This window comes from Liquorilactobacillus mali KCTC 3596 = DSM 20444 (assembly GCF_000260415.1).
Taxonomy (GTDB): Bacteria; Bacillota; Bacilli; order Lactobacillales; family Lactobacillaceae; genus Liquorilactobacillus; species Liquorilactobacillus mali.
In genome coordinates this window covers 19,706-35,624 of sequence record NZ_BACP01000069.1, presented here as the reverse complement: position 1 = coordinate 35,624, position 15,919 = coordinate 19,706, and the positions used below count along the sequence as shown (strand labels likewise).

19 protein-coding genes and 1 pseudogene are annotated in these 15,919 nt (G+C 39.1%); 13 read left to right on the top strand and 7 right to left on the bottom strand.

The features are described 5' to 3' along the window. Positions 1-199: 199 nt before the first annotated feature. Positions 200-1,573 (bottom strand): MFS transporter, encoded by a 1,374-nt coding sequence (locus GSM_RS12900; protein ID WP_003690687.1) that lies wholly within the window; start codon positions 1,571-1,573, stop codon positions 200-202. Positions 1,574-1,612: 39 nt separating this feature from the next. Further along, positions 1,613-3,142, bottom strand: coding sequence for a multicopper oxidase family protein (locus tag GSM_RS12895; protein WP_010078385.1), 1,530 nt, complete (start codon positions 3,140-3,142; stop codon positions 1,613-1,615). Between the two features lie 126 nt (positions 3,143-3,268). On the opposite strand from GSM_RS12895, the gene GSM_RS12890 reads away from it, so the two are divergent. The 11 genes and pseudogenes from GSM_RS12890 to GSM_RS12840 all read left to right on the top strand — a co-directional run bounded on the left by GSM_RS12890 (position 3,269) and on the right by GSM_RS12840 (position 11,671). Then, the gene (locus GSM_RS12890; protein ID WP_003576326.1) at positions 3,269-3,460 is read left to right on the top strand and encodes a hypothetical protein; all 192 of its coding nucleotides are present in this window, start codon (positions 3,269-3,271) and stop codon (positions 3,458-3,460) included. A 128-nt stretch (positions 3,461-3,588) separates the two neighbouring features. Continuing rightward, positions 3,589-3,678, top strand: a pseudogene (locus GSM_RS15310) (cation transporter); the annotation flags it as partial. 491 nt (positions 3,679-4,169) lie between these two features. Further along, positions 4,170-5,342 (top strand): iron-containing alcohol dehydrogenase, encoded by a 1,173-nt coding sequence (locus GSM_RS12880; RefSeq protein WP_003593433.1) that lies wholly within the window; start codon positions 4,170-4,172, stop codon positions 5,340-5,342. A 177-nt stretch (positions 5,343-5,519) separates the two neighbouring features. Beyond that, the gene (gene amaP / locus GSM_RS12875; RefSeq protein WP_003687341.1) at positions 5,520-6,080 is read left to right on the top strand and encodes an alkaline shock response membrane anchor protein AmaP; all 561 of its coding nucleotides are present in this window, start codon (positions 5,520-5,522) and stop codon (positions 6,078-6,080) included. Between the two features lie 11 nt (positions 6,081-6,091). After that, complete coding sequence (locus GSM_RS12870; protein ID WP_003596522.1) at positions 6,092-6,277, top strand: DUF2273 domain-containing protein; 186 nt, start codon at positions 6,092-6,094, stop codon at positions 6,275-6,277. A 27-nt stretch (positions 6,278-6,304) separates the two neighbouring features. Continuing rightward, positions 6,305-6,847 carry an Asp23/Gls24 family envelope stress response protein gene (locus GSM_RS12865; RefSeq protein WP_003687343.1) on the top strand — a complete coding sequence of 181 codons (543 nt, stop codon included), beginning with the start codon at positions 6,305-6,307 and terminating at the stop codon, positions 6,845-6,847. A 14-nt stretch (positions 6,848-6,861) separates the two neighbouring features. Then, complete coding sequence (locus GSM_RS12860; RefSeq protein ID WP_003680323.1) at positions 6,862-7,113, top strand: GlsB/YeaQ/YmgE family stress response membrane protein; 252 nt, start codon at positions 6,862-6,864, stop codon at positions 7,111-7,113. Positions 7,114-7,124: 11 nt separating this feature from the next. Continuing rightward, a complete protein-coding gene (locus tag GSM_RS15300) occupies positions 7,125-7,265 on the top strand; it encodes a hypothetical protein (protein ID WP_003681696.1) in 141 nt (46 codons plus the stop codon). A gap of 627 nt (positions 7,266-7,892) precedes the next feature. After that, a complete protein-coding gene (locus GSM_RS12850) occupies positions 7,893-8,822 on the top strand; it encodes an IS30 family transposase (RefSeq protein WP_010078384.1) in 930 nt (309 codons plus the stop codon). Positions 8,823-9,048: 226 nt separating this feature from the next. Continuing rightward, positions 9,049-10,671 (top strand): malolactic enzyme, encoded by a 1,623-nt coding sequence (locus tag GSM_RS12845; protein WP_003561621.1) that lies wholly within the window; start codon positions 9,049-9,051, stop codon positions 10,669-10,671. A 34-nt stretch (positions 10,672-10,705) separates the two neighbouring features. Then, positions 10,706-11,671 carry an AEC family transporter gene (locus tag GSM_RS12840; protein ID WP_003691075.1) on the top strand — a complete coding sequence of 322 codons (966 nt, stop codon included), beginning with the start codon at positions 10,706-10,708 and terminating at the stop codon, positions 11,669-11,671. 120 nt (positions 11,672-11,791) lie between these two features. Here the strand turns inward: GSM_RS12840 and GSM_RS12835 are convergent, their stop codons facing one another. The 3 genes from GSM_RS12835 to GSM_RS12825 all read right to left on the bottom strand — a co-directional run bounded on the left by GSM_RS12835 (position 11,792) and on the right by GSM_RS12825 (position 14,152). Continuing rightward, a complete protein-coding gene (locus GSM_RS12835) occupies positions 11,792-12,691 on the bottom strand; it encodes an IS3 family transposase (RefSeq protein WP_076621452.1) in 900 nt (299 codons plus the stop codon). Next, on the bottom strand, positions 12,688-13,221 hold the full coding sequence (locus GSM_RS12830; protein WP_002331365.1) for a helix-turn-helix domain-containing protein: 534 nt from the start codon (positions 13,219-13,221) through the stop codon (positions 12,688-12,690). The genes GSM_RS12835 and GSM_RS12830 overlap by 4 nt, the downstream gene beginning before the upstream one ends. Positions 13,222-13,564: 343 nt before the next feature. Then, complete coding sequence (locus GSM_RS12825) at positions 13,565-14,152, bottom strand: site-specific integrase (RefSeq protein WP_010078383.1); 588 nt, start codon at positions 14,150-14,152, stop codon at positions 13,565-13,567. 85 nt (positions 14,153-14,237) lie between these two features. On the opposite strand from GSM_RS12825, the gene GSM_RS12820 reads away from it, so the two are divergent. Together GSM_RS12820 and GSM_RS12815 are read left to right on the top strand one after the other, a co-directional pair. Further along, positions 14,238-14,501 carry an AbrB/MazE/SpoVT family DNA-binding domain-containing protein gene (locus GSM_RS12820; RefSeq protein WP_003689111.1) on the top strand — a complete coding sequence of 88 codons (264 nt, stop codon included), beginning with the start codon at positions 14,238-14,240 and terminating at the stop codon, positions 14,499-14,501. Continuing rightward, positions 14,495-14,839 carry a type II toxin-antitoxin system PemK/MazF family toxin gene (locus tag GSM_RS12815; protein WP_001748110.1) on the top strand — a complete coding sequence of 115 codons (345 nt, stop codon included), beginning with the start codon at positions 14,495-14,497 and terminating at the stop codon, positions 14,837-14,839. The genes GSM_RS12820 and GSM_RS12815 overlap by 7 nt, the downstream gene beginning before the upstream one ends. Positions 14,840-14,983: 144 nt before the next feature. On the opposite strand, the gene GSM_RS12810 is transcribed toward GSM_RS12815, so the two are convergent. Next, positions 14,984-15,415, bottom strand: coding sequence for an abortive infection family protein (locus GSM_RS12810; protein WP_010078382.1), 432 nt, complete (start codon positions 15,413-15,415; stop codon positions 14,984-14,986). After that, entirely contained in the window at positions 15,387-15,911 is a 525-nt protein-coding gene (locus GSM_RS14605) for a hypothetical protein (RefSeq protein WP_010078381.1), read from the bottom strand. Before GSM_RS14605 ends, GSM_RS12810 begins: the two co-directional genes overlap by 29 nt. Positions 15,912-15,919: the final 8 nt, after the last annotated feature.

The window sequence follows — 15,919 nt, the reverse complement described above, 5'->3', positions numbered from 1 at the left end:
CAAACTCCTATTCTCTATTCTTTGGTCGGGACAGTGAACGAGCAGAAAGTGTAATGTCCTTTTTGCGCGTTCAAATATAGAAATGGTATAGAAAAAGGAGCTGGTAGGCAAGCTGCCTATCAACTATCGTAGCGCCAAAAATGACCGTCTACTTTTTGGTAGGCGGTCATTTTTGTAGATGCAAAGCACGAATTCGCAGCTATACCGCTTTCTTCGCGACTTCCTTTGGTAACGTCAACGCCAACAGCAAGCCAATCAGGCCCACGCCAGCAAACACAGCGAAGGTAACAGCAAAACCGCCAGCATGACTTCGCAGCGTGGTTTGCATGCCATCCAACAACACTGTGGCGAACATGACACCGGCAGAACCGAATAACTGACGAGCCGTCGTTGTAACCGCAGTGCCGTCTGCCACGAGCTCATTCGGCAAAGCATTCGCGCCAGCCGTCACTGAAGGCATCATCACAAAGGCATTGCCGGCTTCAGTCGCCATCGCCAACATAATTGCCCCAATCAGCGGTAAATGATGGGCAAAGACTGCTAACAGACCAAAGCCGCCAGTAATCAACAACATGCCAATCATGGCCACGACACGCGGTCCAAAGCGATCCAGTAGGCGCCCGCTAATTGGATTCAAAATACTCAGCAACACCGCAGCTGGCACTAAGGACAAGCCAGAAATCAACGGTGACAAACCAAGTAGCGTTTGAAAGTAAAGCGGCATCAGGATAGTGGTGACAATCAAACCGACGTATGAAATTCCGGTCAGAAACACCGCTTTAGTAAACATACCAGTGGCAAAAACTCGCATTTGCAACATTGGTGGTTGGCGATTCAATTGCCGAACAACGAAAATACCAGCTGCCAGAACGCCTAAAATCAACAAACCAACCACGCCAACAGTTAAGCCTTTTTTCGACAAAGCACCCAAGGCATAAAGTAGAATTGGAAAACTTGCGGATAAAAGGAAGGACACCCAGTCCAGTTGCGTCGGTTGCAATGGCATGACAGACGCAATGGTCACCGTTGAAACGGCCAGCACAAGCAGCGAAACGACCAAGAAGAACAAGAATAAAGCCTGCCAAGGGAACCATGTCAGCAAAACACCGGAAATAATCGGACCGACTGCCAAGGCTGAGCCCATGACCAACCCCGCCGTGCCCATCACCCGACCACGCTCACTATGCGGCGTAATCGTCAGCAACACGGTCTGGAAACTCGGGAAAATAATCCCGACCGCAATCGCTTCAAGCAACCGGCCAATCATGAGCACGGTAAAACTCGGTGCCCAGATACATAAGCCTGTCCCAATGGCAAAAATGAGTTCAATCGCTTGGAAAAGCCGTTGGAAAGTAACATTATGCAACAGCCATGGGCTAACCGGAATCATCAAGGTCATCACCAACATAAAGCCGGTTGTCAGCCAAGCAACTGTATCCGCTCCTAAACCAAAAGCTTTCATAAAAGCAGGATAAGCGGTGCTTAAAGAAGACTGAGAAATTGACATCGAAAAGGTACCTGTCAGTAACGTGGCGACAAAAGCCCCGCGATGTTTGATCGTTGGAGAGTGCATATTAAAATCATCTTTTTCTATATTAGTATTGTGGGACGTTTACATTTTCATTCCCATTTTTTCATAAGACTGCATACCGCCCATCCAAATCTCAGATGGTTTGACGCCACGTTCTTTAGCCAAGGCCATCATTAACGTATCCATATCCATCAATTTATATTCTTGCTTTGGCTTGGCTGGATCGAATGTTTCAATCTGTGCCATCATGCCGCCATCTTCGTGCTCAATGATATGGCAGTGATACATATAAACCCCTGGCAAATCAAAGCGAACCAGCAGCCGAACCGTTTCACCAGGATTCACGCCAACGGTATCTTTGAAACCATGTTCATTTGGATACGGCGCATGCCCATTCCGCGACAAGACTAAGAATTGGGTTCCATGCACATGGAATGGATGAACCATTCCAGGCGCATCATTGCTATTGGTAACATCCCAGTACTGGGCTTTGCCAATTGGTTGCGTGGCATCAATCCGCTGCATGGCAAACTTTTTACCATCAATCGCAACACCTTCGTCCATCCCCTGCATCACAACGTGGCGAACTGGCAAAGCCGGGTCAACCACTGGTGCCTTCACATCGAACAACTTATCAGGCAAGGTAGTCTGATCCGGTTTGAACGCATGAATGCGGAACTTTAGCAATGGCACATCATCCGTATATAAGGTGACCTCGTCGCCTTCATGGTATTGGCCAAAATCAACAATCACTTCGGCACGCTCAGCACAAGTCAGCATCAAATGGGTAAATTTGACCGGCTCCGGTAACAGTGAGCCATCCCCGCCAATTTGCGTAAATGGCAGGTCATCGGAAAAATGCAACCGCCATTCACGGCGATTAGCACCGTCCAGAAAACGCAACCGGACCTTTTGCGTGGTGACATCAAAATAGGGATTGATTGTACCGTTAATCATTGCAGTTGGCCCAGCAACACCGTCAGGATCATAATCAGCCCGGTAGTCCCACTGGTTGTTCTCATGAAAACGCCGGTCTTGCAAAATGACCGGAATATCGTCAACGCCATAGTTCCTTGGCAATGGCAGGCTGGCTTCATGGTCGTCTTTGACAATCACCATGGCAGCCAAACCATGCCAAACCTGCTCGGCTGTGGATGGGCACGGATGCGCGTGCAGCCACAAAGTCGTCGCCGGTTGTTCCAATGTGAAGTCGATATGCTTACTTTCACCCGGATAAACCAGCGCATGGCATCCGCCATCAACATAAGGGCCACTGACATTAGCCCCATGCCAATGAAAAGTGGTCAACTCAGGCAGGGTGTTTTTCAGTGTCACATGCGTATGCTGACCACGGCGATACACAATCGTCTGACCTAACAGACTGGTATTATAGCCCCACGTCTTGGTCTTCGCCCCAGGTAACAGTTGCGTTTCCCCAGCCTCTGCTGTCACCGTGTAATAAACGTCGGTCGCCGTCTCTTTATCCGGTTTCAACAACGGCGGCACATTTAAGGGCTTCTCAGGCGCATCACTGACCTCAAGCGGCACGTACCCGCCATCGTGGAGATCAAACGCTGGCTCATCAAAGAAATAGTCCGTATAGGTTTTCATCGTGATTTCCCCCTCTGACAAGAATTTTAACACCTTTTAGGGTTGCCATAAACATAATTTAGAATTAATCTAAAGTAGTATCGAAAAATGGTATAGGTCTTATTCATACACTTGAGGAGGATTTTCATGCAACAAATGTCGAAAACAATGGGCTGGCTCATGCTGGCGTTAAATGTGGTGCTGCTGATTCTAATTGGTACCATGCACAATATGGCAGCGATGTGGTTAATGGGTCTGATTATGACTTTGGACGCTGTGACAGGGTTAGTTGCCGCTTATCGGCCCCAGTCAAGTCAACAACACGCCCACCAGCACTAGTTTGTTAAGAAGTTGCTGCAAGACCTTTCATGGAGTCATTGATCGGCGTTATATGTTGACATATACATATGTTGAATATATCATGTGTCTGTACTTAGATGAACAGTCACATGAAAGAGGGTCGTTTAATGCAGCAACTGTCAATGACGCAGAAACAAACCATGACGTCAGCCTTACGGGTTGAATATTTTTCAACGGCATGGATGGCATTTGAGTGGTAGATTGCAAAATTATTATCAGCTTGATTAATTAAATCTGTATTACTAATAGCTCAGTAATTGTAAATTGCTTGATCCAATCCGTTTCTGTAGTTGTCATATTGAGCAACTTCTTTCTTTGTGACCCCATAATAATCCTATTATGGGGTCAATTTAAGAACTTTCTTAGTACTTTACTGAAATAGTGAAATAAGTAATTCGTGAAATGTTGAAATAATTATTTCGGGAAATAATGAAATTAATACTATAAAAAAAGAGGGCCTAGTACTTTTGGAATGGAAATACTTTCCAACACCAAAAATTCTAGACCCAAAAATACTGACAGTAAAATTAATCATTACGGTTTAAACCGCCGACAAATTAGCACTTTATTGCACAATTAAGGGACTTTTACCCAAAAACGATTGCAAACTGTAAATTTATTAGTTATAATTGCTTTGTGAAATTGGTACTAATTGTTTTCAAAACTTCCGAAAGAAGGCATTTGTACAATGGCTGAACGTAGTTATGACTTTCTGATGCCCAGCGTCAATTTCTTTGGCCCTGGTGTCATTAGTAAGATTGGTGATCGAGCAAAGATGTTAGGGATGAAAAAGCCCGTTATCGTCACGGATAAGTTCCTTGAAGGTTTAAAGGACGGCGCCGTGGAACAGACTTTGGATTCTTTAAAGGCTGCTGGTGTGGACTACGTTGTTTACAACAACGTTGAACCCAACCCTAAGATTCGTAACATCAAAGAAGTTAAGAAACTTTACGAAGAATCCGGTGCGGACTCCATCATCACTGTTGGTGGGGGTTCTGCTCACGATACTGGTAAAGGTGCCGGCATTATTTTGACTAATGGCGACGACATTACTAAGTTGGCTGGGATTGAAACACTCGACAAGGCTTTGCCACCATTAATCGCCGTTAACACGACGGCCGGTACTGGCTCTGAATTAACCCGTCACGCGGTTATCACGAATGAAGAAACCCACTTGAAGTTCGTGGTTGTTTCATGGCGGAACATTCCGTTGGTTTCATTCAACGACCCAACTCTGATGCTCGATGTGCCTAAGGGCTTAACCGCAGCTACTGGGATGGATGCCTTCGTTCAAGCCGTTGAACCTTACGTTTCCGTTGACCACAACCCTATCACCGACTCACAATGTGTGGAAGCTATCAAGTTGATTGAAACTTCCCTTCGTGAAGCCGTTGCTAACGGCCACAACTTGGACGCTCGGACTAAGATGGTCGAAGCTGAAATGTTAGCCGGGATGGCCTTCAACAACGCCAACTTGGGTTACGTTCATGCCATGGCTCACCAACTCGGTGGTCAATACGACGCACCTCATGGTGTTTGCTGTGCCTTACTTCTACCTTACGTTGAAGAATATAACATCATTGCTTGCCCAGATCGTTTCGCCCAATTGGCTGAAATCATGGGTGAAAACACTGAAGGCCTATCAACGCGGGATGCTGCCGAATTAGCCATCAAGGCCATGAAGCAATTATCCGAAGACGTTGGTATTCCTCACTCAATCAAAGAAATTGGTGCTAAGCCAGAAGACTTTGAATTGATGGCTGAAAATGCCTTGAAGGATGGGAATGCTTTCTCTAACCCTCGTAAGGGGACAAAGGAAGATATCATCAAGATTTTCCAAGCTGCCTACGACGCTGAATAATTTAACGTAATATGATGAAAAGCCGCCGAATTTCGACGGCTTTTTTAGTGTTTGTGCGTACACCCTATTGGCTAGATTGGTTTAGTCAAACAAAAATCTTAATTGGTTCCTTATAAGAGCATATAATTCCATCATCACTACCTGTCCTGTTATAATTATGGTAAAGGTGGTGATGATTTGCGATTTATATTTAAGGCATTAATAGTAGTTGTTATTATCCTTGCATTTCCTTTATCCATAGTTCTTGTCTTTAAAAATTGGTCAACGGCCATTGGTACTAGTACACCCATGTCATTAAAGCTTGGTTGGTTGGAGCAGTACGAACCGATATACCTCTTTTGGAGTGGAGTAATTCTGGCGGTACTGTTAATTATTTTTTTGCTTATCACACTTTTTTGGCCACGGTCACAATCATTATATCTTCATCAAAAGTCTGATGGTCAAGTGACCGTCAGTAAGAAAGCTATTGAACATTTTGCGCTTTCAGCACTTCAACATGAACCCTTTATTGGCAACCCCAAGGTATCAGCTAAGTTATCACGAAAAGGGATCACACTTAAAATATGGGGTGATCTACTAAATTCAGTCAATGCCAAGAAACAGACTGCAAATTTTCTTAATCAATTAAAAAAAGATTTGCGTATTTGTCTTGGAATTTCTGAACAGAAAAAAATTAAAATCAGACTCGTTGATTTTAATGAGTTGGACGCTAATGTGCATAAATCTCGAGTTGTCTAGGAGGTGATATCGTGACCGAACTCATTAAAGCCTATTTTTGGCCACTAATTGGTGGAATTATGGGATTGCTCCTAGCGGTCCTTATCATCACATTTGGATTTTTCAAGACGCTTTTTGTTTTGATTTTTATGGCAATCGGGATTACCGCGGGTTATTATATTCAAAAAACTGGTATCTTAACAAATGTTTTTAAATAACTGTTTGAATTATAAGGAGGAAAAATTATGCAGAATGGAACGCCAAGTGAGAAAACAACAACTAACGAAAAGTCTGGTGTTAAAGGCAATTTAACATTTGATGATAAGGTTATTCAAAAGATCATTGGTATCGCACTTTCTGAAGTAGATGGCTTATTAACCGTAGATGGCGGCTTTTTCGCAAATGTTGCTGATAAACTAGTTAATACTTCAGATGTCACATCAGGAATTGATGTAGAGGTTGGAAAAAAGCAGGTTGCAGTGGATCTCGACATTGTTGCTGAATACGGCATTGATATTTCTAAACTGTATGACAAGATCAAAAATGTTATCGTTCGGGAAGTAAAGAATATGACCGAATTAGAAGTAATTGAGGTAAATGTGAATGTTGTTGATGTCAAGACAAAGGAGCAATATGAAAAAGATTCGACTTCTCTGCAAGATCGCGTGAGCGATGCCACAGACAAAACGAAGGAAGCCGTCAGTAAGGGCGCAAAGAAATCGAAGGAAACATTAGGTGACAGCGTTGATAAAGTAACGTCTGACAATAAATCTAGTCGTGTTAACTAAGGGAGTGAGTAAATATGGGACTTATTTGGTCATTAATCGTCGGGGCAATCATTGGTGCCATTGCTGGCGCAATCACTAACCGTGGTGCTGCTATGGGCTGGATTGCAAACATCGTAGCTGGTTTAATCGGTGCGTGGATTGGCCAAGGGCTCCTTGGCACTTGGGGCCCTTCGTTAGCTGGCATGGCATTGATACCATCGATCATCGGGGCAATTATTTTAGTTCTGATTGTTTCATTAGTTGTTGGTCGAACCAGTAAAAAGTAAGGGAGAATTTTATGGACGTCTTGAAAAGTGTATTTAAGTTTATGATCGCTTCTACGCTCATTGTAGGTGGTGTCCTCATCGGTGGCACCGTCTTGGCTGCTAAGAAAGTAGATGGCATTGGTGATACATTGCAACAAAAATTACATGGATAATTAGCCAAATTTATCTGTATTAGGCTTCTTAGAACGTAAATAATTGAGCAATTGAAGATCAGTTAATCAATATTTAAATTGGGGAGATAACCCTTTATAAATATAGATTGGAATTTTTTTAATAATTAATCAAAGCAGGCACTTTTTTACATAGGTGCTTGCTTTGATTTATCTATACATTATGACTTAGCAGTTAAAAACTGTTTTTACAGATATAAATATAGTATTCTTACTGATTCTTTAATTTTATATTTGGTTAAAGAGCTAGGCTGCCTGTATAATAGATCCAGTAGAGAAGTTAAGGCGGTGGCTATTTCCAATCGGAGGTGGTGCTTATGGTGTTAAACCTTTAAAGCCCATTTTCTCATAAAGATTTCTCATCAACAGCGGTTGACAAAGAGCCATTATAAATTAGATGATACATTAGAAGCTGGAGACAAGATTGTCTAGATAATGTGTGAGATAAAATTTTTGGCAGGTTATCATACATAAGATAAAATGTTTTTAAAACTGATAACGTATTTATTTGGTAGATTGTAAAATTAATCCGAACGCTGTTCGGACAAAAAAGATCAGCTTCCTTTAAAATGGTGTTTACCACAAACCCATCTTTTAGGAGCTGATCTTTTGTCTAGTATAACCTATTCCGAACGAATTAAAATCGAAACCTTTTGTGAACTAGGCCTGTCCAATATCCAAATGAGCGATCGCCTAAAACGATCACCTGCCACAATTTCTTATGAATTAGCTCGATGTGAACCTTATCAGGCTGAATTAGCACAAACAGATGCCGAATACAAGCGGTCACGATGTGGCCGAAAGACTAAATTGAATGACAAATTAAGGCAAATAATTTTAAACCATTTACGGCTAAGTTGGTCACCAGAAATGATAGCTCACGAATTTAAACTAGCGACTAAATCAATTTATAATTGGTTAAATCAAGGGAAAATTGAGTTTTCTTTAAATGATTTGCCTGAACATGGCGTGCGCCAACGGCGTAACGTTGACCAACGTTCTAAATATAATCAATCTTTGGGGCGATCAATTGAACAGCGTCCCATGATGATTAATCAACGTAATCGCATCGGCGATTTTGAACTAGATACAGTCGTTGGTCCTCGTGGGCATAGTAAGGCAGTTTTATTAACCTTAATCGATCGCAAATCACGTTTCCTTTGGGCCTACCGATTAAAAAACCGGACGACAGCGACTGTTAATGAAGCCCTAAATAAGTTTCTAGCAACTTTTAATGGCCCGGTTCATAGTTTTACGGTGGACCGTGGCACTGAGTTTAGCGGTCTAGTATCACTTGAAGCACAATACGGTATTAAGACCTATTACTGCCATGCTTATACGCCAGCTGAGCGCGGCAGTAATGAACGATTTAATCGGAACTTACGCTATTTTTATCCTAAGGGGACTTATTTTGAGCACATTAGTGCTCAAGGCTTGAAAACCACCTTACTCGAAATTAATCAGAGGCCACTTAAAATACTTGACTGGCAAACACCTTATCAGGTCATGCTGACCAATTTGTCAAAAAATTCGGATTAAATTTGCAATCTACCAAGTTAATATATTTGACTATATTTTTTATTATGGTCTATGATACTCCTTAAAAGTTAGTTAAGAAAACAATATATAAAAAAAAATATGCTAAGTTAATATTTTCTATAAATTCAATATATGAAAATTATGTTTATATATATTGATATAACAAATCATACTTTTTATTATAATGTGATTATGGTTAGAAAATTAAATTAGGAGGAATCATTTTATGAAATATGAGGGTTTAGATCTATTAAACAATCACTTCTTAAATAAAGGTACTGCCTTTACTAAGGAAGAAAGAAAAGAAAATCACATCGAAGGTTTGTTGCCACCATTCGTGCAAACTTTGGATCAACAAGTCGAACAAGCTTATGAAAACTATTCTAATAAGGATACATTCTTGGCTAAGAGAATGTATTTGATGGATCTTTTCAATGAAAATGTTACTTTATTCTACAAGTTATTCAGTCAACATGTTAATGAATTTATGCCAGTTGTTTATGATCCAACAATCGCTGACACAATTGAAAACTACAGTCACCTCTTCTTAGATCCACAAAATGCCGCTTTCTTATCAATCGATGATCAAGATGATATTGAAGCATCATTGAAGAATGCATCTGCTGGTCGCGATATCAAGTTAATCGTTGTTACTGATGGTGAGGGTATCCTTGGTATTGGTGACTGGGGTGTTCAAGGTGTTGACATCTCTGTTGGTAAATTAATGGTTTACACAGCTGCTGCTGGTGTTGATCCTAAATCAGTTCTTCCTGTTGTCCTTGATGTAGGTACAAACAGAAAAGAATTATTAGCTGATGATCTATACATGGGTAATCATCACGAACGTGTTACTGGCGACAAGTACTACAACTTCGTTGACAAATTTGTTGAAACTGCTGAAAACTTATTCCCTGATATGTATCTTCACTTTGAAGACTTTGGCCGTAGCAATGCTGCTAACATCTTAAATAAGTACAAAGATAATATTCTTACCTTCAATGATGACATTCAAGGTACAGGTATTATTACTCTTGCTGGTATTCTTGGTGCTTTGAATATTTCCAAGGAAAAACTTACAGATCAAGTTTATCTATCATTTGGTGCTGGTACTGCCGGTGCTGGTATTACTAAGAGAATCTTCGATGCAATGGTTGAAGAAGGACTTTCTGAAGATGAAGCTAGAAAACATTTCTACCTAGTCGACAAACAAGGTCTTTTGTTCGATGATACTGAAGATTTAACACCAGAACAAAAGCCATTTACAAGAAAACGTAGTGAATTTGCTAATGCTGATGAATTAACAAACTTAGAAGCTGTTGTTAAAGCTGTTCACCCTACTATTCTTGTTGGTACTTCAACACAACCTGGTACCTTTACAGAAGCTGTTATCAAGGAAATGGCCGCTCATACAGAACGTCCAATTATCTTCCCATTGTCAAATCCTACAAAGCTTGCTGAAGCTAAGGCTGAAGACCTTTTGAAATGGACTGATGGCAAGGCTCTTATTGCTACTGGTATTCCTGTTGAACCCGTTGAATACAATGGTGTTACATATCATATCGGTCAAGCAAATAACGCTTTAGTTTACCCAGGTCTTGGTCTTGGTTCTATGGCTGTTAATGCTAAGATTCTTTCAGATGGCATGATCAACAAAGCTGCTCACTCATTGGGTGGTATCGTTGATCCTACACAACCTGGTGCTGCTGTTCTTCCTCCAGTTTCACAACTAGACAAGTTCAGTATGACTGTTGCCAATGGTGTTGCTCAACAAGCTATTGACGAAAAATTAACAACTGCTACAGACGCTAAAAAAGCAGTTGCTGATCTTAAGTGGGAACCTAAATATTAATTAAAATTTTTGTTAAATAAAGGGGAATTTATTCATGGCTGCATTTATCACTTCACTTGAAAGTGTTGCTGAAATCGTTCTTGTCATTGCTTTGGGGTATTGGCTAAGAGGATCAGGACGTTTAGGCGACGAATTTAAAGGCAATATTTCATTTATCATTATGAAAATTGCTTTACCTGCTTCAATCTTCGTCTCTGTTCTTAAATATTTGAACAGAGATAAATTAGCAAGTTTGTCCGGCGGACTGATCTTTACCTTCGCCAGTTTCACGATTGGTTACATCATTGCATGGATCTTAACAAAGGTCTTCCGTATTAGAAAGGGCCGTCGTGGTACTTTCATTAACATATTCGTTAATGCTAATACCATCTTTATCGGTTTACCTCTAAACATGGCTTTATTTGGAACTAAGAGTTTACCTTACTTCCTTATCTACTATGTTATGAATACAATTTCAACTTGGGCTGTTGGTATCTTCTTCATCTCAAGTGATGATCCAACCGTTGAAAAGGGTGCTAAGAAAGACTTTAACTGGAAAAAATTACTTCCTGCTCCACTTGTTGGTTTCTTAGTATCACTTGTTTTCTTACTACTTGCTATCCCAGTTCCTGACTGGATCAACAAGACTTTGGACATGGTCGGTGGTATCGTTACACCAATGTCATTGATCTACATCGGTATTATCTTAGCCGATGCAGGTTTGAAATCAATCAGATTCGACCGTGATACAATCCTAGCTCTATTAGGTAGATTTGTGGTTGCTCCTGCAATCATGATTAGCATTATTCTTATTGGTGGTTCAATGATGGGTACTTCATTACCAACTATCGAATCAAACTCATTCATCATTCAATCAGCTGCTCCTGGTTTAGCTGTCCTACCTATTCTAGTTGATCAATCACATGGTGATGTTGACTACGCTACTAACCTTGTTACAACATCAACTGTCTTGTTCGTAATTGTTGTGCCAATCTTAATGCAAGTAGCTAACTTGATTTAATTGATTTAAATACATTCACACATTCAAACAAATTCAGATCCTCCTCTAAAATATAAAAAAAGTCGTCAAACATTCTGCGGTTTAAAGTGCAACACAAAAGTTAGACAAAATTGAATATTTTTAAACTGCTAAGGCATGTTCCCTGTATTCGCAGGGAGTCATGACTTTTGTTTTCTGTGATATTCGTCGATTGTTAAACCAATCGACGTAATTCTTTGTGATTTCCTTGAATTCTCCAATATCTTTACACTGTGGAAATCCATTAAGACATTCTGTTTTAAGAAGATGAAAGAAGCTTTCAATTGGCGCATTATCAAGACAGTTTCCCTTACGAGACATGCTTTGTATAAATTTTTTTTCAGAGAGTTTATCGGTATAGTAATTCAATTGATAATGCCAACCTTGATCTGAATGAATTATTGGTTTTATTCCTTCCGGAATATTTTCTGTGAGTTCATCGAGTGTATCCATAATTAGTTTACTGTTAGGACTATTACTTACTTGAAATGCTAAAACTTCCTTGCTTGCTTCGTCAGTAATAGCTGAAACGTAAGCCCACTTAGTATCGGCCAAGCGTACTTGTGTAACATCGGTATGTAATACTTTGAAAGGTACGGTTTCATTAAAATGCTGATGTAGAACGTTACGGGCCACTTTTCCAACTGTACCTTTATAAGATGAATATCTACCATTTCTGTGGCGGTTATAAAGGCTTACTTGAACATTTAATTCATCCATCAAACGACGCACTACGGCGTCTGATAGATGGATATCTAATTTAATGAGCTCTTCTTGAACGCGACGATAACCGTAGGTTAGACGTCCGCGATATCTTCCGCTTTCGGCAATTTTTAGTATCTCTACTTTTACATCTTCATACTTATCTACATAATTTTTGATACGTTTACGTTCATCATGATAAGTCGCTTTCTTAAGTCCAATGGTCTTAAGAATATCGCCGACTTTATACCGGTTAGATTTCGGAAGAGACTCTTGTTCGACCCTGATCTGATCAACTATTTGTGTTTTCTTTCGTCCTTTGAGGTTCCGAACAGGGTCATTGATTTTTTTAAGATTTCGTTCTCCAATTTTGCATCATATAATTCTTGATTCTTTTTCGTCAATTCTTCACGAAGTTGATCGATTTCGTTCTTGTTTACTAACTTACGTAATTTCTTCTTATTATGTTTCACTTTGGTTTTTCTGCCTTTCGGATGAGGCTTCAAGGCTTCTATACCATACTGATTGAAGGCTGTCCTCCAAAGACTGATTTGACAAGAATTAACATCAAATTTTGCGGATACTTCGGCTAAAGTTTCATCATGAGTTTGATAGTAGTTTATCACATCAACTTTAAACTCAACTGAGAAACTTCGTTTAACTCTTCTTCGTTTAAGAGCGTCTGCGCCGCTCAAACGAAAGTTTTGTATCCATCTACCTACTTGTATTCGAGGCAAGTTACGTTTCTTTGAAAGAAGACTGATACTAATGTCACCTTGAAGATATTCACTAACGACTTCTGCTTTTAATTCTGAACTATATTTGACCATAGAAAAAGTGCTCCATAACTGTTAGATTTCTTGTCTAACAATTATGGAGCACTTTATTGGGTGTGGACTTTTTGCTTTGGAAGTCGAATGAATAAAATAGGATTGTGCCTTTCCTCAGCACTTTGTAAGTATTTAAAACATAACAAACTTAGTTAAGTACAAGCATAAATTGAATTAAAAATACATTCAATTTAACAACGACGGAAATTGATTTTGTGGTTATCAGCAGGCCAAGTGAAACTAGGTCAATGCGCATTTACACCCCACAAAAATTTAGTGGGGGTTTGCGCTTAAAATCTGTCTCAGAAGTTGCCTTCGGCAACAACTAAAAACTCAAAGAAAACTAACCGAAATCAATTTGATCTAACATACTTTCGGTACTTGCTTGGTCTAAGCCTAAATAAACTAAAGTCATGGCTTCACTTGAATGATTTAATAAGTGCATGACTAGGCCAATATTGTAATTTGATTGCGTGTAAACACGATAAGCCCCAGTTTTGCGCATCGTATGAGTACCTAGATAATTAATTCCTAATAGATCGCCAACCTTACTCATAATTTTGTAGAACTGTTTTTCAGTAATATGGCGTTCTGGGTGTTGAATTGAAGGAAAGAGCCATTCAGAATCCAGCTTATGATCAAGCAGCCATTGACGGTACAATAAGAGCTCTGTTTGAACAGGCTTAAGGTACAAGGTATTAGGTTTACCAGTTTTTCGGTCATGAATAAACGCATTTTGTTTAATAGAACCGTCCGGATTAAAAATATCGGCCTGTTTTAAGCCCATAACGTCACTCACTCGCAGTAGCGTCGCTTTACCAACTTGAAAAATCGTATAGTTACGTCGGCCAGCTTTAAAGTTATTGAGTAACGTATCTTGAACCTCTTTAAGAACGTTTGAATCTTTGATGGGTAAGACAACTTGTTGCATGTAAATGACCTCCAGTAAGAATATTTGCATTGTGTATCTACACAGGATATACTTGATTTTTAATAATAATTTAGGAGGGGGAAATATGGAACCTATTAAAGAACAAACACGCTTAGCAAAGTGGGGAAACTCGAAAGCTGCTAGAATTCCTAGCCAAATTATTAAACAACTGAAATTAGATGATAACCAAGATATGACAATAACCATTGAAAATGGATCAATTGTTTTAACACCAATAAAAAAGAACCCAACCAATATTCACGAACTATTTAAGGATTGGAAAGATGACGGGAAAAGGGATCACGAGCTTGATTGGGGAAAGTCAGAAGATAATGAACTTCAATGGTAAGCCAAGGTGATATATTTTATGTTAACTTTAATCCAAGCCGTGGTCATGAACAGATGAATAAGCGACCAGCCATTGCGCTAAGCAATGATCTAGTCTGTCAGACAAGTAACATGACGATTGTGGCTCCAATTAGCAGTACCAAGCGTAATTTTCCAATGTATCATCGACTAACTAGTAGTCAAACAGTATATGGAAAAGTATTATTAGATCAAACCATAGCCTTAGATTTACGGGCAAGACATGTCACTGATGAAACTATTGTCGATCATGTATCGCGTGAAGAACTAGAAGAAATAATCACTTTGTACAAATTATTGTTTAGTATTGATGACAAATAGAAGAAGTTATTTATTTAATATTAAAACAAATAACCCCCAACATCTATATTATAGATATTAGGGGTTATTCTTTCAATGTTTTCGAGGGGCTATTTGTTAAAAATAGACCCAAAAAATCGAATCAAAAAAATTTAAATTTCATTATTAGGATGTTTTTGTAATATTAACACTATTTTTTCCTTTTCTTCCATCCACTCTTAGATAGTATACAGAAATATTAACGGCAGAGTTTAAAATTAGTTCAGCTTCAGCCTCATTGATTTTCACCCTATTAGAGCTACCATGAGAATCACTATTAATATTTCTCATGGTAGTTATAGAATCAACGATTTTATTAAGACCACCAACTAAAGAAGAAACATTCTTATCCCACCTATTGTCAGGCTTCATGCCCAATGTTTTATTAACTAGAGATCTATAATGACCAATATCTCCATTTTCTTTAAAATCGATCTTATGCTTACGTAATATTACTATGAATACTGTTTCAATTATTGTTCTAGATTTAGTTACTACGCTGTCTAAATCATTATTTAATAAATCTTCTTTAGCGTTGCTGAGAACTTTTTTTGACATAACCAATATTCATAATTTCGGCAGGATCAACAAGTACTTTGGGGGTTGCTTTAGAATCAATAATGACTATTTTATCATTGAGAACAATTAATTTTTTATCGGATACTGATAGTTCTAAGTTTATCTTATTAATTAAATCTGTTCTCAATACACTAGCAATCGCTTTATTGTTTTGTTCTGATTCTTCTACTATTTCTTCTACTTTTGTGTATTTCGGTTTAGCATTGATATTTCCATCAATCACTTCTCTAACAGCAGAAGTAATGTTCATTTTAAACAGATAGTAGTAAAAGAAATCACTAGTTTTCCCATTTTCATGTAACGAAAAAAGTATTGATTGTAAAATTTGCCAGCGACTACCTCCCTCGTAACTTACTCCAAATTTTATTCCTATATCTTGAATTTCAGATCCAGTCATATAGGGGAATATGTCTCCTTGTATAAGTAAATCTATAATAGCTCTTTGATTTAAAATTGAATAACTTTCATCTTCCAATATACAAT